General features: G+C 72.4%; 16 protein-coding genes and 1 riboswitch. Of the genes, 8 read left to right on the top strand and 8 right to left on the bottom strand.

The genetic code is table 11. The annotated features are described in order from the left end of the window. Window positions 1-55 precede the first annotated feature (55 nt). Genes IEZ25_RS09365 through IEZ25_RS09355 form a run of 3 tightly spaced genes read left to right on the top strand, consistent with a single transcriptional unit; the run spans window position 56 to window position 4,622 of the window. Window positions 56-3,133: an FtsX-like permease family protein gene (locus tag IEZ25_RS09365; RefSeq protein WP_191199118.1), complete on the top strand. Its 3,078-nt coding sequence runs from the start codon at window positions 56-58 to the stop codon at window positions 3,131-3,133. Then, a complete protein-coding gene (locus IEZ25_RS09360) occupies window positions 3,133-3,960 on the top strand; it encodes an ABC transporter ATP-binding protein (protein ID WP_191199117.1) in 828 nt (275 codons plus the stop codon). Before IEZ25_RS09365 ends, IEZ25_RS09360 begins: the two co-directional genes overlap by 1 nt. After that, on the top strand, window positions 3,957-4,622 hold the full coding sequence (locus IEZ25_RS09355) for an ABC transporter ATP-binding protein (RefSeq protein ID WP_191199116.1): 666 nt from the start codon (window positions 3,957-3,959) through the stop codon (window positions 4,620-4,622). The genes IEZ25_RS09360 and IEZ25_RS09355 overlap by 4 nt, the downstream gene beginning before the upstream one ends. Before the next feature lie 16 nt (window positions 4,623-4,638). On the opposite strand, the gene IEZ25_RS09350 is transcribed toward IEZ25_RS09355, so the two are convergent. After that, a complete protein-coding gene (locus tag IEZ25_RS09350; RefSeq protein WP_191199115.1) occupies window positions 4,639-6,204 on the bottom strand; it encodes a peptide chain release factor 3 in 1,566 nt (521 codons plus the stop codon). Between the two features lie 114 nt (window positions 6,205-6,318). After that, window positions 6,319-6,552: riboswitch (cobalamin riboswitch) on the top strand. Window positions 6,553-6,710: 158 nt separating this feature from the next. Here IEZ25_RS09350 and IEZ25_RS09345 point away from each other — a divergent pair. The 4 genes from IEZ25_RS09345 to IEZ25_RS09330 are packed head-to-tail and all read left to right on the top strand — an operon-like array spanning window position 6,711 to window position 11,523. Further along, window positions 6,711-9,254, top strand: a complete 2,544-nt coding sequence (locus tag IEZ25_RS09345; protein WP_191199114.1) for a ribonucleoside-diphosphate reductase subunit alpha — start codon at window positions 6,711-6,713, stop codon at window positions 9,252-9,254. Window positions 9,255-9,296: 42 nt separating this feature from the next. Further along, window positions 9,297-10,277: a ribonucleotide-diphosphate reductase subunit beta gene (locus IEZ25_RS09340; RefSeq protein WP_191199113.1), complete on the top strand. Its 981-nt coding sequence runs from the start codon at window positions 9,297-9,299 to the stop codon at window positions 10,275-10,277. Window positions 10,278-10,280: 3 nt separating this feature from the next. Further along, window positions 10,281-10,718, top strand: a complete 438-nt coding sequence (locus IEZ25_RS09335) for a hypothetical protein (protein ID WP_191199112.1) — start codon at window positions 10,281-10,283, stop codon at window positions 10,716-10,718. Between the two features lies 1 nt (window position 10,719). Beyond that, complete coding sequence (locus tag IEZ25_RS09330) at window positions 10,720-11,523, top strand: ZIP family metal transporter (protein WP_191199111.1); 804 nt, start codon at window positions 10,720-10,722, stop codon at window positions 11,521-11,523. A 28-nt stretch (window positions 11,524-11,551) separates the two neighbouring features. On the opposite strand, the gene IEZ25_RS09325 is transcribed toward IEZ25_RS09330, so the two are convergent. After that, on the bottom strand, window positions 11,552-12,613 hold the full coding sequence (locus tag IEZ25_RS09325) for a homocysteine S-methyltransferase family protein (RefSeq protein WP_191199110.1): 1,062 nt from the start codon (window positions 12,611-12,613) through the stop codon (window positions 11,552-11,554). 306 nt (window positions 12,614-12,919) lie between these two features. On the opposite strand from IEZ25_RS09325, the gene IEZ25_RS09320 reads away from it, so the two are divergent. Further along, window positions 12,920-14,428 carry a fused MFS/spermidine synthase gene (locus tag IEZ25_RS09320; protein ID WP_318152142.1) on the top strand — a complete coding sequence of 503 codons (1,509 nt, stop codon included), beginning with the start codon at window positions 12,920-12,922 and terminating at the stop codon, window positions 14,426-14,428. 13 nt (window positions 14,429-14,441) lie between these two features. Here the strand turns inward: IEZ25_RS09320 and IEZ25_RS09315 are convergent, their stop codons facing one another. The 6 genes from IEZ25_RS09315 to IEZ25_RS09290 all read right to left on the bottom strand — a co-directional run bounded on the left by IEZ25_RS09315 (window position 14,442) and on the right by IEZ25_RS09290 (window position 21,404). Beyond that, entirely contained in the window at window positions 14,442-15,275 is an 834-nt protein-coding gene (locus tag IEZ25_RS09315; protein ID WP_318152141.1) for a siderophore-interacting protein, read from the bottom strand. An 82-nt stretch (window positions 15,276-15,357) separates the two neighbouring features. Continuing rightward, entirely contained in the window at window positions 15,358-16,056 is a 699-nt protein-coding gene (locus IEZ25_RS09310; protein ID WP_191199109.1) for a glycosyltransferase, read from the bottom strand. Next, window positions 16,053-17,387, bottom strand: a complete 1,335-nt coding sequence (locus IEZ25_RS09305) for a bifunctional PIG-L family deacetylase/class I SAM-dependent methyltransferase (RefSeq protein ID WP_318152140.1) — start codon at window positions 17,385-17,387, stop codon at window positions 16,053-16,055. Before IEZ25_RS09305 ends, IEZ25_RS09310 begins: the two co-directional genes overlap by 4 nt. Further along, on the bottom strand, window positions 17,381-18,415 hold the full coding sequence (locus tag IEZ25_RS22210) for an acyl-CoA dehydrogenase family protein (RefSeq protein WP_318152139.1): 1,035 nt from the start codon (window positions 18,413-18,415) through the stop codon (window positions 17,381-17,383). Before IEZ25_RS22210 ends, IEZ25_RS09305 begins: the two co-directional genes overlap by 7 nt. Beyond that, window positions 18,408-20,483: a catalase gene (locus IEZ25_RS09295; protein WP_191199108.1), complete on the bottom strand. Its 2,076-nt coding sequence runs from the start codon at window positions 20,481-20,483 to the stop codon at window positions 18,408-18,410. The genes IEZ25_RS22210 and IEZ25_RS09295 overlap by 8 nt, the downstream gene beginning before the upstream one ends. Window positions 20,484-20,606: 123 nt before the next feature. Further along, a complete protein-coding gene (locus tag IEZ25_RS09290) occupies window positions 20,607-21,404 on the bottom strand; it encodes an IclR family transcriptional regulator (RefSeq protein WP_191199107.1) in 798 nt (265 codons plus the stop codon). Window positions 21,405-21,471: the final 67 nt, after the last annotated feature.

Here is a 21,471-nt window from a genome sequence, read left to right as displayed (position 1 = left end):
CCGCTACGCTCCCGGGACCGTCTCGGTGACAGGCAGTGGCGACAGAGGAGCGACGATGGTGGTCCGGCGGTCGCCGCGCGCATCCGGGCAGCCGCCCGGTCGACGTGGGTGGTGGTCCGCGCTCCGGCACCGTCGCGGCCAGGCGGCCGCCCTGCTGGCCGTCTCGGCGCTCATCACGGCCTGCACGGCCTTCGCGCCCGTCTACGAACGGGCGATGCAGCAGGCGCTCGCCGAGACGCTCCTGTCGCAGGCGAGCACCGCCGAGCGGGTCGTCGCGCTCGGCTCGGAGTCGGCGGTCAACGCGATCGGCGTCACCGAGGCGCGAGACCCTCGCGAGCTGCAGGCGCTGCTGCCGGCGGACGTCGCCGGGCGCCTGGGCGACGTGGTCCTCGACCGTCGCGCGCTGGTGAGCCCGACGACCGGAGCGGTCCCGCCCAACGGTCTGCTGGTGTGGCGCGACGGTGCCTGCGCCCATCTCCAGCTCCTCAGCGGTCGCTGTCCCGACGCCTCCGGCGAGATCGTGGTCAGCGAGGCGGACGCCGACCACTTCGGCCTCGCCGTCGGCTCGACGCTGGCGGTCGCGCCGGCCGAGGACGGGCCTGACGTGCCCCTCGAGGTCGTGGGGACCTACGACGTCGTCCCCGACGACGGCTGGTGGCAGGGCCTCGGTCTCGTCGGTGCCTCCCGGGTCGCTCCGGAGGGTGCCAGCGACCCGTCGGCCGCGCACGACGCCTGGCTGACGTCGGAGGGCACCTTCGCCGCCGCCGCCGTCCTGCCCGGGGAGTCCTCGCAGGCGGGCGCGCTGGTGCCGTCGACGACCGACGTGGACGGCCTCCTCGCGCTGGACGCTGCCGTCCGCGCGATGACCACCGAGGTCAGGGGACAGGGGGACGACCTCCGCGTGGTGCGCACCACCGACGACCTGGCCGACGACGTGGGCGGCCAGATCCGCCTGGGCGCCGGCACGGTCCCGCTGCTGCTGGCGCCGCTGACCGTGCTCTCCGTCTTCGTCCTCTGGCTGGTGCTCGGCGCGGCCGTGCAGCAGCGGCGCGGCGAGGTGGCCGTGGCCCGGCTCCGGGGCAGGGGACCGGGCGCGGCCGTGCGCCTGCTGCTCGCCGAGCTGCTGCCGGCGCTGCTCGCGGGGGTGGTCCCGGGCGTGGCCGCCGCCCTCGCCGGCGGCGCGGTGGCCGGTGCCCTGCTCCCGGGTCCGGTGCGGCTCGAGCTCGCGCCCGGGACGGTGACGGCGGTGCTCCTCGCCGTCCTGGTCCTGGTGCTCACGACTTTCGCGGCCGCGGTCCGGGTGGCCCGCGAGCCGCTCGACGCGCTCGTCCGCAGCGGACGGACGGGTGCCAGCAGGTGGCGGCTCGGCGCCCTCGACGCGGTCCTGCTCGCCGTCGCCGGCACGGGCGTGCTCGCCTTCGTCACCGGCAGCCTCACGACCCGCGCGGCCCTGGTCGGCCCGGCGTTGCTCGCCCTCTTCGTCGGCCTGCTCGTCAGCCGGATCGGTGCTCCCGTCGCGAGCCGGGTCGGACGAGCTCTCCTGAGGCGTGGGCGCCTCGTCGCGGGCCTGACGCTGCTCGAGACGGGACGACGTCGCGAGACCGGGGTGCTGGTCACCGTGGTCACGGTCGCCGCCGCCCTCGCGATGTTCTCACTCAGCGCGCTCGCGATCGGCGAGCGCACCCGCGACAACGCGAGTGAGCACGACGCCGGCGCTGCGGTGGTGCTCGGCATCGAGGGTCACGACCTCGACCGCGTCCGTACGGCCCTGCGCGCCGCCGACCCCGCGGGCGGACGCGCCACACCCGTCGCGGTCGCCAAGGACACCCTGGCCGTGGACACCGACACGTTCCGCCGGGTGGCCTACTTCCCGCGCGGCGGCCCGACGGCCGCGCAGTGGCGGTCGTTGGCGCCTCCCGACCACCCGCCGGTGGTGCTGTCCGGCACCCGGGTGTCGCTGTCGGTGCGGGCGGAGGAGGAGCTCGTGACGCAGGACCTCGTCGGCGCCGCGTCCGAGCTGCGCCTCGGCCTCGTGGTGACCGCCGCGACGGGCGTGCGCAGCACGGTGGTGCTCGGCCCGGTGCCGGTCGCGGGGGAGCAGGCGACGCTGCGCGGCAGGCTTCCGACGTGTGCCGACGGCTGCGCGCTCGCCGCGGTGCAGCTGCGTGCGGCGCAGGGCGTCGTCGCCACCGGCGGGCTGGAGCTGGGTGACCTGCGAGTCGACGGCGACCCCGTCGACCTGGGGACCTCGGTCGACGACTGGAACGCCACCGAGGACCAGCGCACGGTCCTCCGGCCGTTGCCGGGCGGCGCGGACGACGTCCTGCACGTGCTGGTCAGCGTCCGAGGGTTCTACCCCGTCGAGCTCACCCCGGCGTGGGTGCCGGAGACGCTGGCCGTCGTCGTCCCCACGGCCCGCACCGACGCCGGGGATCCGGTCGTCACGGGGGTCGACGGCGCCGACCGCGCAGCGGAGGTCGTCGCGCGCACGACCCTGCTCCCGGCCCTGCCCGACCGATCGGCCCTCGTCGACCTCGACGCCGCCACCCGTGGTCGGGACATCACCTTCGACGCCCATCTCGAGGTCTGGCTCGACGACGACCCCACCCTGGTGAGCGCCACGCAGGACGCCCTGCGCGACCAGGGGATCGGCATCACGGACGTGCGCCGTCACTCCGAGATCGAGCAGGCCTACGCGCACACCGTGCCGACGTGGAGCCTGGCCCTGGGCGCCGTGGTCGGGCCGACGGTGGTGCTCGTCGCGATGCTGGTCCTGCTGGTGCTGGCCGTCATCGGCTGGCGCGATCGCTCACGGGAGCTGGCCATCCTCCGGCTCAACGGAGCCACACGTCGTACGACGGCACGGCTCGCGGTGTGGGCGCACCTGCCGGCCGTGCTGGTGGCCGTCATCGCGGGGGCGGGCGCCGGTCTGGTCGGAGCCACCCTGGCGATGCCCGACGTCGCGTTCTTCCCGGTCCCGGCGCAGACTCCCGTGGTGGACACCTCGACCGCGTGGCCCGTGGTCGGCGTCGCCGTCGCCGCCTGCGCCGTGGTGCTGCCCGCGACGGCCGCGCTCGCCGGACGTGCGATCGCCCGTCGGGCGCACCTCGAGCAGGCAGGGGAGGCGGGGTGATGGGCGGTCTGGCGATCCGCACCCGGGGTCTGGTGCACCTCTACCACGTCGAGGAGCACGACGTCGCCGCGCTGTCGGGCGTCGACCTCGACGTGGCAGCGGGTGAGGTGGTCGGCCTCCTCGGACCGTCCGGGTCGGGCAAGTCGACCCTGATGAGCCTGCTCGCCGGGATCCTGCGTCCGAGCGCGGGCAAGGTCTTCGTCGGCGACACGGAGGTCTCGGCCGCCACCTCGCGTGACCTCGACCACCTGCGCGCCGCCGACGTCGGGCTGATGCTGCAAGGCGCCACCCGCAACCTGCTGCCGCACCTGTCCGCGCTGGACAACGTGCGGTTCGCCCAGCACCTCGCCCGTCGCTCGGGACGGGAGGTCGCCGACGCGGCAGAGGTGCTCTCCGACGTGGGCCTGGCCGCAGCGGCCGACCGACCGCTGGGCGAGCTGACGCCCGGCGAGCTGCAGCTCGCTGCCGTCGCCGCCGCGATCTCCAGCCGACCCGGCCTCCTGCTTTGCGACGAGCCCACCAGCCAGCTCGACCACGCCGCCCGCGACCGCGTCCTCGAGGTGCTGACGAGGGTGAACCGCTCCCACGGCACCACGGTCGTGCTGGTCACCCACGACCCCGAGGTCGCCCGGGTGCTGCCGCGGACGGTCACCATCCGCGACGGGCGGATCGGCGGGGAGGGCCGCAGCGGCGAGGAGTACGCCGTCGTCACCGCCGACGGCTTCCTGCCGCTGACGGGTCCGGCGCGGCACCAGCTGGCGCCAGGGACCCTGGTGCGGCTGCACCAGGTGGACGACCACTTCGAGCTGTGGGCGGAGGACTCGTGAGCGGGCTGGACGCGACAGGCCTGTCGGTGTCCTGGCGCGGCACGATCGCCGTACGCCTGCTCGACCTGACGGTCCCCGCAGGGTCGGTCGTCGCGGTGACCGGCCCCTCGGGCGCGGGCAAGTCGTCGTTGCTCTGGGCCCTCGCCCGTGCGCTCCGGCCGGCGGTGGCGACGGTGACCGGGACCGTACGGGTCGGCGGCGCCGCGGTGGCAGACCGCGACGAGGCAGCGAGGTGCGGGATGGTGCTCGTGCCCCAGCGCAACGGGCTCACGGCCTCGCTGACGGCGCACGAGAGCGTCCTGGTCTCGCTGCTGGCCATCGGCGTGACCGCACCTGAGGCGGCCAGGCGGGTGGAGGAAGCGCTCGGACGCGTCGGCCTGACCGGGTCCGAGCACCACCTCGTCGACCAGCTCTCCGGAGGACAGCAGCAGCGCGTGGCGATGGCCAGGGCACTGGCCCTGCGCCCCGAGGTGCTCCTCGCCGACGAGTCGACGAGCGAGCTGGACGCCGGCAACCGGGGCATGGTGCTCGCCGCGCTGCACGAGGAGGCGGCACGCGGCGCTGCCGTCGTGCTGGCGACCCACGACCCGGAGGCCGCCGCCGACACCGCCGCGGTGCTGGCCCTCGACGCGGGCACCGCCACGTGGGAGCGGACCGCGTAGCCGAGCTGGCGCCGCGTCAGGCGCCACCCGCGGGCAGGGCCTCCAGCATGATCTCGGGGTTGTCGCGTGCGGTGACCATCGCGCGCCACTGGTCGACGAAGAGGGCCAGGTGGGTGCCGTCGCTGCGCTGCAGCACCTCGACACCCCGCATCCCGGCCAGCGCGCTCGCGCCCACGGCGTCCGTGCGCCGCGCGACCTGGTAGTCGAGCCGGGAGAACCGGATGGGGGAGTTGAACTCGTTGGTCATCCGGTCCTCGACGACCTCGAACTGCATCGGCCCGACGGCCGCCAGCACCGGGTTCTGGTCGCCGCGCAGGTCGGAGCGCAGCACCTGCACGACGCCCTCCTGGTCGAGCTGCTCGATGCCGCGGCGGAACTGCTTGTAGCGGCTGATGTCGCCGGCGCTGGCGGTGACGAAGTGCTCGGGCGCGAAGCTCGGGACCGGGGGGTACTCGATGGCGTCACCGACGTAGACGGTGTCGCCGACCCGCAGCGCCTGGGCGTTGACGAAGCCGATGATGTCGCCCGGCTCGGCGGTCTCGACCGAGGCGGTGTCGCGGCCGAACACGGCCTGTGCGAACTTCGTGGCGAACGGCCGGCCGCTGCCGGCGTGCGTCACGACCATGCCGCGCTCGAAGTGCCCCGACACCACGCGCGCGTAGGCCAGCCGGTCACGGTGGGCGTTGTTCATGCCCGACTGCACCTTGAAGACGAAGGCGCTGAAGTCGTCGCCGGTGTCGCGGACCGCGCCGTCGACGCCCTCGGTCGGGCTGGGGTCGGGAGCGATGTCGAGGAGCAGGTCGAGCAGCTGCGCGACGCCGAAGTTCTGCAGGGCGGAGGCGAACATGACCGGCGTCGTCTCACCGGCCAGGAACCGCGCCTGGTCGTGGTCGGCCTCGTCCAGGGTGAGGAGCTCGTGCTCCTCCCGGGCTGCGTTCCACTGGTAGGAGTCGGTCTCGTCGACCTCGTCGGGCGACATCCGTCGCTCCGGGGCCCGGGTGGCGCCGCCGGCGGTGCGGGTGTACTTCACGTACTCGCCCGTGCGCCGGTCGAGCACGCCGCGGAAGTCACCCGCCTCGCCGACCGGCCAGGTCAGGGGAGTGGGCCGGAGCTTGATCTTCTCCTGGATCAGGTCCATCAGCTCGAGCGCCGAGAGCCCGGGCCGGTCCCACTTGTTGATCACCGTGAGCACCGGGATCCCCCGCAGCGCACAGACCTTGAAGAGCTTGAGGGTCTGCGGCTCGAGCCCCTTGCCGGCGTCGACGAGCATGACGGCTGAGTCGACGGCGGAGAGCACGCGGTAGGTGTCCTCGGAGAAGTCGCTGTGACCGGGGGTGTCGACGAGGTTGATCACGTGGTCGCGGTAGACGAACTGCAGTGCCGCCGAGGTGATCGAGATGCCGCGGGCCTTCTCCATCGCCATCCAGTCGGACACGGTGGCGCGCCGGTCGCCCTTGCCGTGGACCGCGCCGGCCTCGGTGATCACCCGGGCGTGCAGGGCGAGCGCCTCGGTGAGGGTGGACTTGCCCGCGTCGGGGTGGCTGATGACGGCGAACGTACGGCGGGGGCGGGTGTCGGGCACCGAGCGAATCTACCGGCCGAGCCCCACGACCACCGAGTCGCGGCCCGAGCGCGCACCCGATGAGCGGGCGGCACCACTAGATGTGGGGGGTTACATCGGTGTAGTTCCCCGTATATGGTGGCGCACGCAGCTGGTTCGGCGGCCCAACCCGGGGTCGTCGTCGCAAGAGGGAACCCGGTGAGACTCCGGGACTGCCCCGCAGCGGTGAGTGGGAACGACCTCCGCCTCCTGGATCGACAGGAAGCACTGGGACGAGCAGTCCTGGGAAGCGACGGACAGTAGGAATCCGGCACGACAGTGCCGGGGCGGCCCACGAGTCCGAAGACCTGCCAGTGCTCCGCCGCGATCGGTGGAGGTCCGCGACCCCGAGGGAGGGTCAGGGGATCAGACGAGCACGGCCGTCGCAGGCTCACCGCCCAGCGCACCCGTCGTACGCCGCACCCCTGTGCTCCTCCCGCCCGGATCCGGACGCACCACACATCACGGATTCCACGAGGGGTGGAGACATGAGCATCACGGTCATCAAGCGCGACGGCACCCGGCAGCCCTACGACGGCTACGAGATCGCCCGGTCGATCGAGGAGGCCGCCGCGGGTCTCGACGACGAGGTCGCCCGCGCGACGCAGCTCCGCTCGGAGCTCGAGATCACGCTCTTCGACGGCATCACGGCTGCGCAGCTCGACGAGGCGGTCGTCCAGGTCGCCCTGCAGAACGTCAAGGACGACCCGGCCTACGACACGATCGCCTCGCGGCTGCTGGTCAAGAGCCTCTACAAGTCGATCTTCGGCGAGGGCGTCACCTCGGCGGAGGTCCGTGCCTTCCATGCGCAGGCGTTCGTCGCCTTCGTCGAGCGCGGTGTCGAGCTCGGCCTGCTCGACACCCGCCTGCGCGAGCTCTTCGACCTCGAGCGCCTCGGCGCCGCGCTCGACCCCGACCGCGACGACCTGCTGCGCTACATCGGTGTGCAGACCATGCGCACCCGCTACATGATCACCAGCCCCGACGGACGCGCCATGGAGATGCCGCAGTTCTTCTGGATGCGCGTGGCCATGGGCCTGGCCCTCAACGAGGACGATCCCGACACGGCCGCTGAGCGCTTCTACGACAAGATGTCGCGGCTCGAGTACCTCGCGGCAGGCTCCACCCTCGTCAACGCCGGCACGTCCTACAGCCAGCTCTCCAACTGCTTCGTGATGCAGATGGAGGACGACATCGAGCACATCGCCAAGTCGGTGCGCGACGTCATGTGGCTGACCAAGGGGACGGGCGGCATCGGCCTGTCGGTGACGAAGCTGCGCTCCGAGGGCTCGCCGATCAGGTCCAACAACACCACCTCGACCGGCCCGATCCCGTTCATGCACACCATCGACTCGACGCTGCGCGCGGTCAGCCGCGGTGGCAAGAAGTTCGGCGCGCTGTGCTTCTACATGGAGAACTGGCACCTCGACTTCCCGGCCTTCCTCGACCTCCGCCAGAACTCCGGTGACCCCTACCGCCGCACCCGCACGGCCAACACCGCGGTGTGGATCTCCGACGACTTCATGAAGCGCGTCGACGCCGATCAGCCGTGGTACCTCTTCGACCCCGCCGAGGTGCCCTACCTCGTCGAGCTCACCGGCGCCGCGTTCTCGCAGCGCTACGCCGAGTACGCCGCGATGGCCGAGGCCGGCGAGCTGCGCCACAAGAAGATCGGCGCCCGCGAGCAGTTCCGCGCGATCCTGACCTCGCTGCAGTCGACGTCGCACCCGTGGCTGACGTGGAAGGACACGATCAACACCCGGGCGCTGAACGACAACACCGGGACGATCCACCTCTCCAACCTCTGCACCGAGATCACGCTCCCGCAGGACCGCGACAACGTCTCGGTGTGCAACCTGGCCTCGATCAACCTGGCGCGCCACGTCACCGGGCGAAGGCAGCACGCCCGGGTCGACTGGGACCGGCTGGCGGAGTCCGCGCGCCTCGCCGTGCGTCAGCTCGACAACCTCATCGACATCACGATCTCCTCGGTGCCGGAGTCGGAGCGGTCCAACGAGCTCAACCGCGCCCTGGGCCTCGGCGTCATGGGCTTCACCGACATCGTCGAGCGCTTCGGCTTCTCCTACGAGTCGGACGAGGCCTACGACCTCATCGACCAGGTGATGGAGTTCGTCAGCTGGCACGCCATCGACGCCTCGGCCGACCTGGCCCGCGAGCGCGGGGCGTACGCCAACTTCGCGGGCTCGGGCTGGAGCAGGGGACTGGTGCCGATCGACTCGCTCGACCTGCTCGCTGCCGACCGCGGTGTGCCCGTCGAGGTCGACCGCACCACCCGCCTCGACTGGGACAGCCTGCGCAGCAAGGTCGCCGGCGGCATCCGGAACTCGACCCTGATGGCGATCGCACCCACGGCCTCGATCGGCCTCGTCGCCGGTACGACACCTGGGCTCGACCCGCAGTTCAGCCAGATCTTCAGCCGGGCCACCAGCTCCGGGAAGTTCCTCGAGGTCAACCGCAACCTGGTCGAGGACCTGCGCGCCGCCGGGCTCTGGGAGGAGGTCCGCGAGGACCTGCTGCGCCACCAGGGCGACCTGTCGAAGGTGGCGGAGGAGCACGACGTGCCGGCCGAGCTGGTGGAGATCTACCAGACGTCGTTCCAGCTCTCCGGGCGCGCCTTCGTCGAGGTGGCGGCACGGGCGCAGAAGTGGATCGACCAGGCGATCAGCCGCAACATCTACCTCGCCGACCGCAACGTCTCCACCATGCTCGACCTCTACGCGCTGGCCTGGCGGATGGGTGTGAAGACGACCTACTACCTCCACATGATGCCGCGGCACACCGCCGAGCAGAGCACGGTGAAGGTGAACAAGGCCGAGGCCGTGCGTCCCGGCGGCGAGGGCGGTGCCCGCCGTGGCTTCGGCGCAGCTGCGCCAGCGAGGCGCGGGTTCGGGGCGGCGACGGCCACGGCGACTCCCGTCGTCCCCGCCGACGTGCAGGAGCTCGACCAGGTCGAGGACGTCCAGTGCCCCATCGACCCGCAGGAGCGTCTCCAGTGCGAGTCCTGCCAGTGATGCCGGCGACCACCACCACGACGTACGGAAGCGAGAACTGACATGCCCATCCTCGGCACCGGGATCCAGCAGGGGCTGCTGCTCAAGCCCGTCACCTACCCGTGGGCGATGGAGCTCTACGACCAGGCCGTGGCCAACACCTGGTTCCCCAACGAGGTCCAGCTCGGTGAGGACCTGGCCGACTTCGAGAGGATGAGCGAGGAGGAGCGTCGCGCGCTGACGTTCCTGATGAGCTACTTCAACCCCAACGAGCTGCTCGTCAACAAGGCGCTGGCGTTCGGCGTCTACCCCTATGTCAACGCGGCGGAGTGCCACCTCTACCTCGCCAAGCAGATGTGGGAGGAGGCCAACCACTGCATGTCGTTCGAGTACGTCCTGGAGACGTTCCCGATCGACCGCGAGGCGGCCTACGAGTCGCACGTGACGGTGCCGTCGATGGCGCGCAAGGAGGAGTTCGAGGTCCGCTTCATCACGCGGATGACCGAGCAGACCCTCGACATCACGACGGTGGAGGGCAAGCAGGACTTCGTCCGCAACCTCATTGCCTACAACGTGATCCTCGAGGGGATCTGGTTCTACTCAGGCTTCATGGTGGCGTTGAGCTTCCGGCAGCGAAACCTGCTGCGCAACTTCGGCTCGTTGATCGACTGGATCGTGCGTGACGAGTCCCTGCACCTGAAGTTCGGCATCAACCTGGTGCTCACCGTCCTGGAGGAGAACCCCGAGGTCGCGACCGAGGAGTTCGCCGCCGAGATCAAGCAGATGGTGCTCGACGCGGTGGAGATGGAGGAGGCCTACAACCGAGACCTGCTGCCCACCGGGATCCTCGGGCTCAACGCCGACTACATCAACACCTACGTCCGCTACCTCGCCGACCGCCGACTCGACGAGCTCGGCTTCGGCCCCCACTACGGCGTGGCGAACCCGGCGAAGTGGATGGCGACGGCCAACGACACCCTGCAGCTGGTCAACTTCTTCGAGTCGATCAACACCTCCTACGAGGTCAACGCGAAGCAGGGCTGAGGGATGTCGTGCGTCGGGTTCCTCAGCCCGGAGCAGCGCGCCGCGCTGGCGGCGTCCTCGCGTGAGGACGCCGCCGGGGCGCGGCTGTCGTCGTTCGCCTCGCCGCCGCCGTCGGACGGGAAGGTACGACGGGTGCGGCTGCTCGCCAGGTCCACTGACCCCCGCATCCGCGAGAGCGCGGCGCTCTCCCACCACGCACCGGCCGACGTCCTGCGCCGGCTGGCCGACGACGAGGAGCCCGGCGTACGCCGTTGCGTGGCCCGCAACGTCCATGCCGATGCAGCGCTGCTGGCTCGGCTGGCGAGCGATCCCGACCCGCACGTGCGGGGGTGGGTGGCATCGAACCCATCCGTTTCCACCGCTGTCCTCGAACTGCTCAGCGAGGACGAGGACGAGTCGGTGCGCGCGGTCGTCGCGTGGGCGAAGGGCTGGTGGGACTGAGGTGCTGCTCGCATTCACGCTGACCCTGCTCGCGGGTGCGGCCACGGCTGTCGGCGGGCTGATCGCGGTCCACGGCCGGGTCCGCAGCGATCGCGGCCTGGCGATCGCGCTGGCCTTCGCGGGCGGAGCGATGGTCCTCGTGTCGCTCGTGGAGATCCTGCCCAAGGGTGCGGCCTCGCTCGCGCCGGCCCTGGGCATCGGCGGTGGATGGCTGGCGACGCTCGGCGCAGCCGCGCTCGGCGCGGTACTCGCGGTGCTGCTCGGCCGGGTGGTGCCCGTCGCCGGACACGACCACGACCACGGCCGCGGCCGTGACGCGCCAGGCACGCACAGGCTCCGCCAGCTCCCAGGCGTACGCCGGAGCGGACTGGTCGTCGCGATCGCGGTCACCGCGCACAACCTTCCCGAAGGCCTCGCGACCTTCGTGGCCACCCTCGACGACCCGGCGGCGGGCGCGACTCTCGCCGTCGCGATCGCGCTCCACAACATCCCCGAGGGCGTGGCGGTGGCGGCGCCCTTCTACGGCTCGGGAGCCTCACGTCGCAAGGCCGTCGGCATCGCCGCGCTGTCGGGCCTGGCCGAGCCGATCGGCGCCCTGGCCGGCTACCTGCTCCTCGCCGCCCTCCTGCCCGGCGCAGCCTTCGGCGTCGTCTTCGGCCTGGTCGCGGGTGTGATGCTCCTGATCGGGCTGGCCGAGCTGCTCCCCACCGCGCTGCGCATGGCGTCCCCGGTGCCGGTGGCTGCGGCCTGCACGGCAGGGGTGGTCGTGATGGCGCTCAGCCTGGCGCTGCTGAGCCTGGCGTGAGTGCCACCACTCCGACCCGAGGCGTTGCTCAGGCCCGGCCGCCGAGCCCGACGATGTGCTCGGGGAGGCGCTCGTTCGTGCCGTACATGAAGTGGTTCTCCATGCGCTCGGAGTAGCGGCTGGCCTCGGTCTCGATCCCGACCGCCTCGGCCACCTGGCGTACGAGCATGGGCGAGGCCCCGCAGCACACGCCGAGGTAGCCGATCCCGAGCCCGGACGCCTCCGCAGCGAACGCGGCCATCTCGTAGCGGTTGACGGAGAGCGGGTCGAGCGCGGTCGGGAAGGTACGCCCGTGCGGTGAGTCGACGCGGGCACGGTCGTCGGTCAGGTTGAAGAAGGTCGGCTCCGCCTCGGTGGTGCGGTAGGGGATCGGCAGGGCCGCGACGTGGCAGGAGACGGCCTCTCGGATCTGGCGCAGCCAGGGCAGCATCGTCTCGGGACCGCGGAAGCAGTTCATGCCGACGACATCGGCGCCGGCCTGCTCGAGTCGCTGGCACGTCTCGACGATGCCGACACCGTCGGCCATCTCCTCGAAGGCCATCGGCGCCACGGTGAGCACGACCGGTAGCCCGCTGGACCTCGCGATCTCGAGGGCGGCGAGTGCCTCGCCGGCGTAGTAGAAGGTCTCGCCGATGATCATGTCGGCACCCTCCTCGACGGCCCAGCCGACCATCTCCTCGAACATCGCGCGCACCTCGCCCTGACGGCCGGTGTCGGCGGGGTCCCAGATGTTGCTGTTGGAGATGTTGCCGGCCATGAAGTTGCCCGGGCGCTGGTCGGCGACCTCGCGCGCCACCTGGAGCGCTGCGCGGTTGAGCGGCTCGAGCAGCTCCTCCTTGCCGATCACGCGCATCTTCTCGCGGTGCCCGTTGTAGGTGAAGGCCTCCACCACGTCGGAGCCGGCGTGCTGGAAGTCGGTGTGCAGCGCGCGCAGTGCCTCGGGGTGCTCGAGCGCGACCTCGGGAACGAACTCGCCGGCGGTCAGGTAGCCGCGTCGCTCGAGCTCGAAGAGAAAGCCCTCGGCGCAGATCACCGGCCCGGCGTCGAGGCGCTCGGTCAGGGAGAGGTCCGGGTTCGGGTGGTCACTCATGGTGTGGTTCCTTTCCTGCTGCAAGGCGCAGGGGAACGAGTGCGCGGCGACCGCGCCCCGACCCGCTGCGTGTCGCGACAGCATGTGGTGGACTCCGCCCCCGAGGCACTCCGACTCATCACCTCACGGTGATCCACGGTTGCGCGTCAGCGCCGGATTCTGACCGGCTTCCCCTCGCGGGCGGGAGATGTGAACTTGTGCTCGGCACGGTAGCCCCGGTCCGCCCAACATGCCAGAGCAGTCCACCTGGCGACGCACGTGCCGTGGCGACCGGCCGATGACGGCCGTGCTGCAAGGATCGTCGCCGTGACGAGCGAGCAGCACGACCGGGGCGCGACGGGGCAGCCGGGCATGGGACCGTGGCTGGCGGCCGTGCTCGTGTTCGGCTCGTCGGCCGCGGTGCTGGTCGTCGAGCTGGTGGCGCTGCGACTGCTGGCTCCCTACTTCGGGCTCACCCTCGAGACCAGCACGCTCGTCATCGGTCTGGCGCTCGCCGCCATCGCGGCCGGCACGTGGGCCGGCGGCCGGACGGCTGACAACATCGTGCCCCGACGGCTGCTCGGTCCGCTGCTGGGCATCTCGGGCGCCTCGATCGCAGTGACCCCGTCGCTGGTCCGCTGGGCCGCGACCGGCAGCCCCGGCCTCCTCCTGATCGCGGCCACCCTGTCCATCCTCGTCCCGGGCGCGCTGCTCTCGGCCGTCAGCCCGGTGGTGATCAAGCTGCGGCTGACGAGTTTGCGCGAGACCGGCACGGTCGTCGGCCACCTGTCGGGCGTCGGCACCGTCGGAGCGATCTTCGGCACCGTCGTCACCGGCTTCGTCCTGATCTCACGGGTCCCGGTGAGCGTGATCATGGTCGGGCTCGGGGCGCTGCTGGTCGCGACCTCACTGCTGGTCCAGGTCACCGGGCGACGCGGGCGCGGTGACCTCGTGCTGGGCGCCGTCGTCGCGCTCGGCGGCCTGGGCGCGACGGTCACGCCGAGCGGCTGCGACACCGAGACGACCTACCACTGCCTCGCGGTCGACACCGACCCCGACCGGCCGACCGGACGGGTGCTGGTCCTCGACGGGCTCCGGCACTCCTACGTCGACGTGGCGGACCCGACACACCTCGACTTCGAGTACGTCCGTGCGATGGCGTCGGTCATCGACGTCGCCAGGCCCGAGGGCGAGCCGGTCGACGCCTACTACCTCGGTGCTGGCGGGCTCACGCTCCCGCGCTACGTCGCCGCGACCCGCGCAGGCTCGGCCAACCGGGTCTCGGAGATCGACGCCGGCGTCGTCGAGGCCGACCGCGACCTGCTCGGCGACGAGTTCCCCGCGCGGACCGACCTGCGCGTCGAGGACGGACGCCTCGCCATCGACGACCTCGACCCGAGCAGCCTCGACCTGGTGGTCGGCGATGCGTTCGGCGGTGTCAGCGTGCCGTGGCACCTGACGACCCGCGAGGCGCAGGAGGGCCTGCACGCAGCGCTGCGCGACGACGGCGTGCACGTCACCAACGTCATCGACCACGGTCCGCTCGACTTCGCCCGGGCCTACGTCCGCACCGCGTCCGAGGTGTTCGGCGAGGTCGTGCTGCTCGCCGACCCGGCGACACTGGCGGGGGAGGACGGCGGCAACCTGGTCGTCGTCGCCTCCGACACCGCGGTGGACCTGGCCGGCGTGATGCAGGCCAACGAGGACCGTGATCTCGGGTGGGCCGCGCTGAGCGGCGCCGACCTCGAGGACTGGATGGCGGACGCGCCGGTGCTCACCGACGACTACGCGCCGGTCGACCAGCTGCTCACGCCGTACGGCTCGAGCGCCGGCTGAGGGGGAGCTGCGCTCACGCCGTCGGCACGTCCGACTCGACCTCGGCGTTCCAGTCGCGCTTGACGCGGCGCCAGGCCTCGTCGGTCATGGTGCGGCGCCAGTAGCCCGACACGGACAGGTCCGCGCGGGGGACCTGGCGCTCGCCGAGCAGGTGGCGACGCACCTCCCGGACCTCGCCGGCCTCGCCATGCACGAATCCGTGCACCCGGCCGTCGGGGAAGTCGAGGGAGCGTACGGCGTCGACGAGCAGGTCGGCGTCGCTCGGATCGCCGGTGCGGTGCAGCCACTGCACCTCCAGCGAGGCCGGCGTGGACAGCTCGAGCTCGTGCTCAGCGCCGTCGCACACCAGGATCGCGATCGCCCGGGCGCCGGCGGGCAGGACCTCCAGCGATGCGGCGATCGCGGGCAGCGCCGCCTCGTCGCCGACCAGCAGGTGCCAGTCGGCCCCGGGGTCGGGCCGATGGCTGCCGTGCGACGTGGAGAGGACGACCTGGTCGCCCACCTGGGCATCGCGCGCCCACGGACCTGCGAGGCCGGAGTCGCCGTGCACGACGAAGTCGACGCTCAGCTCCTCCGCGACGGCATCCCACGCGCGGACCGAGTAGTGGCGGTGCGCGGGCCAGAGCGCGCGGGGGTGCTCGGCCTCGACCTGCGCGACGGAGAAGGGGGCAGCGTAGGGCGCACCTGCCGGCGGGAACCGCAGGACGAAGTAGGCGTCGGTGGCGTCGGGCCGGCCCGCGCCCCACCCGGCCATGCCCGGACCACCGAGCACCACCCGCACCAGGCTCGGCGTGAGCTGCTCACGGCGGACCACCGTGCCGTAGAAGTCGTCGGTGCCGCGCGTCACGGGTTCCTCCAGGGGATCGAAGTGAGGTGACCCTCACTGTAGGTCGGCGGACCATCATCTCCCCAAGACGCGGCAGCCTCCCTCAGGCGCCGAGACCCTCGAGGAACGCCGCGAACCCGTCCGGCACTCGTCCGGTGGCCCGCCCCGACGTGGTGACCGCGATCTCGCCGGTGGCGATCCAGCTTCGTCCGGACCGTTTGATCGCCATGACGAGCTCGACGTCCTCGTGGACGGGGAGCGGTGGGTAGCCGCCGACGGCCCGGTAGGCCTCGAGCGAGAAGGCGAGGTTCGCGCCGTGGACGTGCTCGTGCCCGTCGGCCGTGCTGTGGCGCTCCCGCCACGCAGCCAGCACGTCGGCGGGGAGGTCCGCCGGCACCGGCTGGGCGGTGCCCACGACCAGGTCGTGCCCTGCTCGGGCCAGGCGCACCTGCGTGGTGAGCCAGTGCGGGGGCACGACGGTGTCCGCGTCGGTGTTGGCCAGCCACAGCACGTCGGACGACACGCCGGCGGCCCACAGTGCCGCGGCCTCGACGGCGGTGGCTCGCGCGATGCCGACGCAGCCGGCCTGGAGCGCCGCGGCCGTGACGCCCGGTCGGCGCGCGACGATCTGCGCCGATCCGTCGCTGCAGGCGTCGAGGGCGACGAACACGCGCGCGGACACGTCCGGGTGCTCGAGCCGGAGGGCGGCCACCGCCACCTCGACGGAGTCCAGGCAGGCGGGCAGCAGGTCGGCCTCGTCACGGGCGGGGATGACCACCGCGACGGCCGTCGGGTCCGTCACCGCGGCGCTCCCAGCACGTGCAGCAGGAAGTCGCGCTCCTGGTGCTCGACCAGCACCTCGAGACCGGTGGAGAGTCCCGCATCGAGGAAGGCCTCGTGGACGGCCGGCCCGGCGAGGGGCCACCCGACCGGCTGGTGCCGCCAGTGGCACAGCAGCAGGTGACCCCGTTCGGTGAGTGCCGCCCGGGACCGGCGCACGACCTCGTCGAGCTGGCGGGGGCTGAGGAAGTAGCCCACCTCCGAGACCGACACGAGGTCGAAGGTGCCGTCGGGCCACTCCTCGGGGACGTGGGCGAGGCGGACCTCGACGTGCGGCAGCGACGACGTACGCCGCTGCGCCAGGCGGATCGCCTCCGGGCTGGCGTCGAGGGCGAGCAGGTCGTCGCAGCGGCCGGCCAGGTCGACGGCGAGGGCGCCGACAGAGCAGCCGACCTCGAGGGCGCGGCCGTATGTCTCGTCCGGCAGGGAAGCGAGGGTGAGTGCCCGTTTGCGGCGCTCGTAGGGGGAGTCGACCTGCCACGGGTCCTCCCGCTCGCGGTGGACGAGGTCGAGGGAGTCGTCCTCGACCGGTGCCTCGCGGGCGATGAAGACCTCCGTGCTGCGGTCGAAGTGAGCCAACAGGTCGGGCCCGAGCAGCACCTCGTCACCGGGCCGGTCGGAGAGCGGCGCGACCTGGGTGGCGTGGGCGGCGACGGCGGCCCGCTTCGCAGCCCGTGCCGACTCGGCCAGGCTGAGCGTGGACGTCTCCGCCCACGGCAGGTCGTCGTCACCACCCCAGTGCCACAGCCACACGGGGTATTCGAGGAGCTGCGCGTCGGTCCGCACCGCCGCCACCGCGGCGGCCCTGCCCACCGCCTCGTGGTCGGGGTGCCCGTCGTGGCGCCACGGTGCGCAGAGGAGCACCCGGTCCCCGTCGATTCCGATGACCTCGACCAGGGTCGCGACCAGACCGGCGACGTCGTCGGCCACTCCTCCGTCCGGCAGGTCGAGGCAGCGCACCGTCGCGGACGGCGCGAGCAAGGAGATGGCGGTGGTGAGCTCGGCGCGGCGGCGGACTGCGAGCTCCTCGGTCGAGTGGGTGGTCGACCCGGGGTGGGACCCCTCGCCGGCGGTCGCCGACACCACGTCGACCGGCCATCCCGCGCACGCAGCGGCATGGATGAGCCCGCCGGCTCCCAAGGTCTCGTCGTCCGGGTGCGCCCCGACCACGACCAACCTGCTCCGGGTGCTCGGCAGGACCAGGTCGCGCGCAGCGGCCCAGCGGGGGGACGCGGCCCACGCGGCGGCGGGCGTGCCGGCCCGATCGTGGGTGAACGCCGGTTGCGTCACCACCTCGGGGACCCGGCACTCAGCACGTCCTGGCCGAGGGCGGCCTGGTCGCGCTCGGCGTGCCACTGGCGCAGGTAGAGCTCGAGGTCCGCGACGCGGCGCGCGTGCTCCTCGTCCGTGGCGAGCGGACCCGGGCCGAGCGCGTGGGCAGCGCGCTGCAGCACGTCCTCGGCGGTGCGGGCGACCACGTCACGCACGCGCAGGGCCGCCCGCCAACCCGCGGCGCCGGTGAGGGCACCGACGTCGATGGCGGAGGCGGCCTGCTCGAGCGCGCAGCGAGCGGCGTACAGCTGCGCGTCCACTGCGCCCAGGTGCATCAGTGCGACCTGGTCGGGGGGGCGTGACTCGCTGGCCCGTCGCAGGCGGCGGGCCACGCCGACGGCACCGCCGAACCAGACGGCCGCGACGCCGATCCCGCCCCACGCGAAGCCGGGCCGCTCGAGGTACCAGCCCGGCTCACCGACGGGACGAGCTGATGCTCCGGCGAAGTCCACCGGGCCGGAGTCGATCGCCGCGAGTCCACGGGCCACCCAGGTGCCGGGCACGGCGCGTACGCCGGGCTGGCTCAGGTCGACTGCGAAGAGTCGGCGCTCCTCGCCGACCCACGCACTGACCAGTGCGCGGTCCAGCACACCGGCCAGTGAGCACCAGTGCTTGCGGCCGTCGAGGACGTGCACCCATCCGTCCACGGTGGCCTTCAGCGGCTCGCCCGGCCCCTCGGCCGCGAACACCCCGTAGGTCCCGGGCTCGACCGTCTCGTGTGCCTGGCCGAGGATCGCCAGGGCATCGAGGTGCGGCTCGAGCACGCGGGCCACGGTCAGGTCGGCGGCGGCGACGGTCGCCAGCGCCGACCACAGGTGAGCCGTCCGCCCGTTGCCCGGGACGGGAAGTGTGTCGCCGGCCGCCGCTGCGAGGTCGAGCGACGCCGCGACGTCGGCAGCAGCCGCTCGCGCTCGCACGTGGAGGTCGGTCAGCTCGGCCTGCTCCAGGTCGGTGCGCCCCCCGATGAGGACGGCCTGCGGGTCAGGCACGGATGTCGCGGTCCCAGAAGCGCAACGACCCGCACAGCTCGACGAAGCCCTCCGCGTCGGATGCGGAGGCCAGGTCCAGGAAGCCCGCGTCGGGCTCCACCCCCGCCTCCGAGACCAGGGGCGCTGCCGCCGGACCGGTGCCGATCAGCTTGCAGTGCGCGAAGGCGTCGCTGACGAAGTCCTGCGCGCTCGCGCGGCCGGCGAGGTCGGCCGCACCCTCCGCGGAGGGAAGCAGCGCCACTGCGTCGAAGAGCACCGACGGGCCGCCGTCGATCGCGTGGTGCGGGGTCAGGGACCGCCCGCCCGTGAGCTTGACCGGGCCGATCGCCGGGGCGACGTACTCCACGACGGCACCGGCGTCCTCGAAGGCCCGGGTGACCGCGTCGACGAGGGCCTTGTCGCTGCCGGCCGTGACGAGCACGCCCAGCTTGCGGCCGGCGAAGGACGCCGGGGGGTTGCGCAGGATGCTCAGCGCGGCAGACTCCGGCAGGTCGGTGCGGGTCGCGACGACCGCCTCGGCCGCCTCGGGGAGCGGCATGCCCAGCTTGTCGGCCACTGCCCGGGCCAGGTCGTCGTGCACGTTGCGCAGGTTGCCGAGCACCCGGGTGCGGATGCGCGGGTCCTCCACCTTGGCGAGCTCGAACGCGAACGCGTCGATGATGTGGCCCTGCTCGACCTCGGTCTGGCTGATGAAGAACTGGCGGGCCTGGCTGTAGTGGTCGGCGAACGACTCCGCCCGCAGGCGCCGGGTCGGTCCCTCCTCGCGACGGGCCACGCTCTGGTAGCCGTGCACCACGTCGGCGCGTGGGCCGCGGTCCTCACCCGAGAGGGAGTTGGGCTCGTAGGTGCCGCGCCCGAGCTGCGGGTCGGTCTGCATGTGTCCGTCCCGCTGGAAGTGCATGACCGGGCACCGGGGCGCGTTGACCGGCAGCTGGGTGAAGTTGGTGCTCCCGAGCCGCTTGAGCTGGGTGTCGAGGTAGGAGAAGTTGCGGCCCTGCAGCAGCGGGTCGTTGCTGAAGTCGATGCCGGGGATGACGTTGTGGGTCCCGAAGGCGACCTGCTCGTTCTCGGCGAACATGTTGTCGACGGTCCGGTCGAGGGTCAGGCGCGCGATGACGCGCACCGGCAGCACCTCCTCGGGGATGAGCTTGGTCGAGTCGAGGACGTCGAAGTCGAACTCGACGGCGAACGCCTCGTCGAAGACCTGCACGCCCAGGTCCCACTGCGGGTGGTCGCCGCTCTCGATGGCGGCGTAGAGGTCGCGTCGGTGGAAGTCGGGGTCGGCGCCGTTGATCTTGAGCGCCTCGTTCCACACCACGGACTGCAGGCCCTGCTTGGGCTTCCAGTGGAACTTGACGAAGGTGGACGCGCCCTCGGCGTCGATGAACCGGTAGGTGTGGACGCCGAAGCCCTCCATGAAGCGGAACGAGCGCGGGATGGTCCGGTCGCTCATCTGCCAGAGCAGCATGTGGGTGGACTCCGGCATCAGCGAGGCGAAGTCCCAGAAGGTGTCGTGAGCGGACTGGGCCTGCGGCCAGCCGCGGTCCTGCTCCTCCTTGACCGCGTGCACGAGGTCGGGGAACTTCACGGCGTCCTGGATGAAGAAGACCGGGATGTTGTTGCCGACCAGGTCCCAGTTGCCCTCCTCGGTGTACATCTTGACCGCGAACCCGCGCACGTCGCGGGCGAGGTCGGCCGAGCCGAGGTTGCCCGCGACGGTGGAGAAGCGGACGAAGGCCTCGGTCTTCTTGCCCTTGCGCTGGAACGGCGCCGCGCGGGTCAGGTCGGGGATCGCGTCGAGGCACTCGAGGGTGCCGTGCGCGCTGTAGCCGCGGGCGTGCACCACACGCTCGGGGATGCGCTCGTGGTCGAAGTGGAAGATCTTGTCGCGCAGCGCGAAGTCCTCCAGCAGGGTCGGACCACGATCGCCGACCTTCAGGGAGTTCTGTCCGTCACCGAGGGGAACACCGGTCGAGGTCGTCAGTCGCTCTCCGCGCTTGACGCCCTGGTGCAGCTCATCTCCCGTCCCGCGCTCGTCGGACGTGCTGGCCGGTCGTCTGTTCGCCATGGGCTCCCCAAGATTCGTGCGCGCAGGGACGCGCGTCCCTCTCGACGCTAGATGGGGGCCGAGCGCCCGGCTTCATCCCAAGGGGGACCATCGTGCGGGCGCTCACCCCTACGGGTCCCCCCGTCAGGCACGGGACCGCGGGGTCCTCGTCCGCGCCCGGTCGCGTCGCCGCCCGACGTCGCCCGTGAGCCGGTGGGCGCTGTCGAGGAGGAGGGTGCCGAGCTCGGCGCGCCGGTCCTCGCTGAAGCGGTGCTCGATGCCGGTGATGCTGAGGGCCCAGGCGGGCCTGCCGTCCTCGTCGAACACGGCGGCGCCCATGCCCCAGCTGCCCGCGACGAGCAGGCCCGGGTTCAGGGCGTACCCGCTCACCCGGGTCTGCGCGATGCGCTCTCGGACCCGGTCCGAGGCGTGCAGCTCGCCGTAGGTGTCCTCGAGCCGGGCGCGGGCCAGGTGGTCCTCGACCTCCGGGTCCGGCAGGTGCGCCAGGATCACCAATCCGGCCGATGCCACGCCGAGCGGGAAGCGGATCCCCTCGTGCAGGACGTGCGAGCGGATCGGATGGCTCCCGTCCTCCCGCAGCAGGCACACGGTCTCGTTGCCGCGCCGGGCCGAGAAGAACGCGCTCTCCCCGGTGGCGATCGCGAGATGGCGTACGACGCTGTGGGCGAGCTCGGTGACGTCGTAGCGCGTGGCTGCCGAGGTCCCGAGCAGGTAGAGCTCGGGTCCCAGCAACCACCTGCCCTCGCGCGTGCGGTCGGTCAGGCCCTCCTCCAGCATCGAGGTGAGCAGCCGGTGGACGGTCGGCCGGGACAGTCCGGCCGTCCGCGCGACCTCGGAGGTGGTGGCGCCGCCGGGCTCGTGCGTGGCCACCGCGCGCAGGGTCGTCCCGACCCGTCCGACGAGGTGCACGGGGCTGTTCATTGAGTGAACGCTACAAGGTGCCGGAGTTCACCTGGCGAATGAACTCCGGCCGCAAGGCGGACGGTTG

This window comes from Nocardioides hwasunensis, assembly GCF_014779665.1.
In the GTDB taxonomy this organism is placed as follows: Bacteria; Actinomycetota; Actinomycetes; order Propionibacteriales; family Nocardioidaceae; genus Nocardioides; species Nocardioides hwasunensis.
The sequence above is the reverse complement of the archived record's forward strand: the minus strand, read 5'-3'. Positions and strand labels throughout refer to the sequence as shown.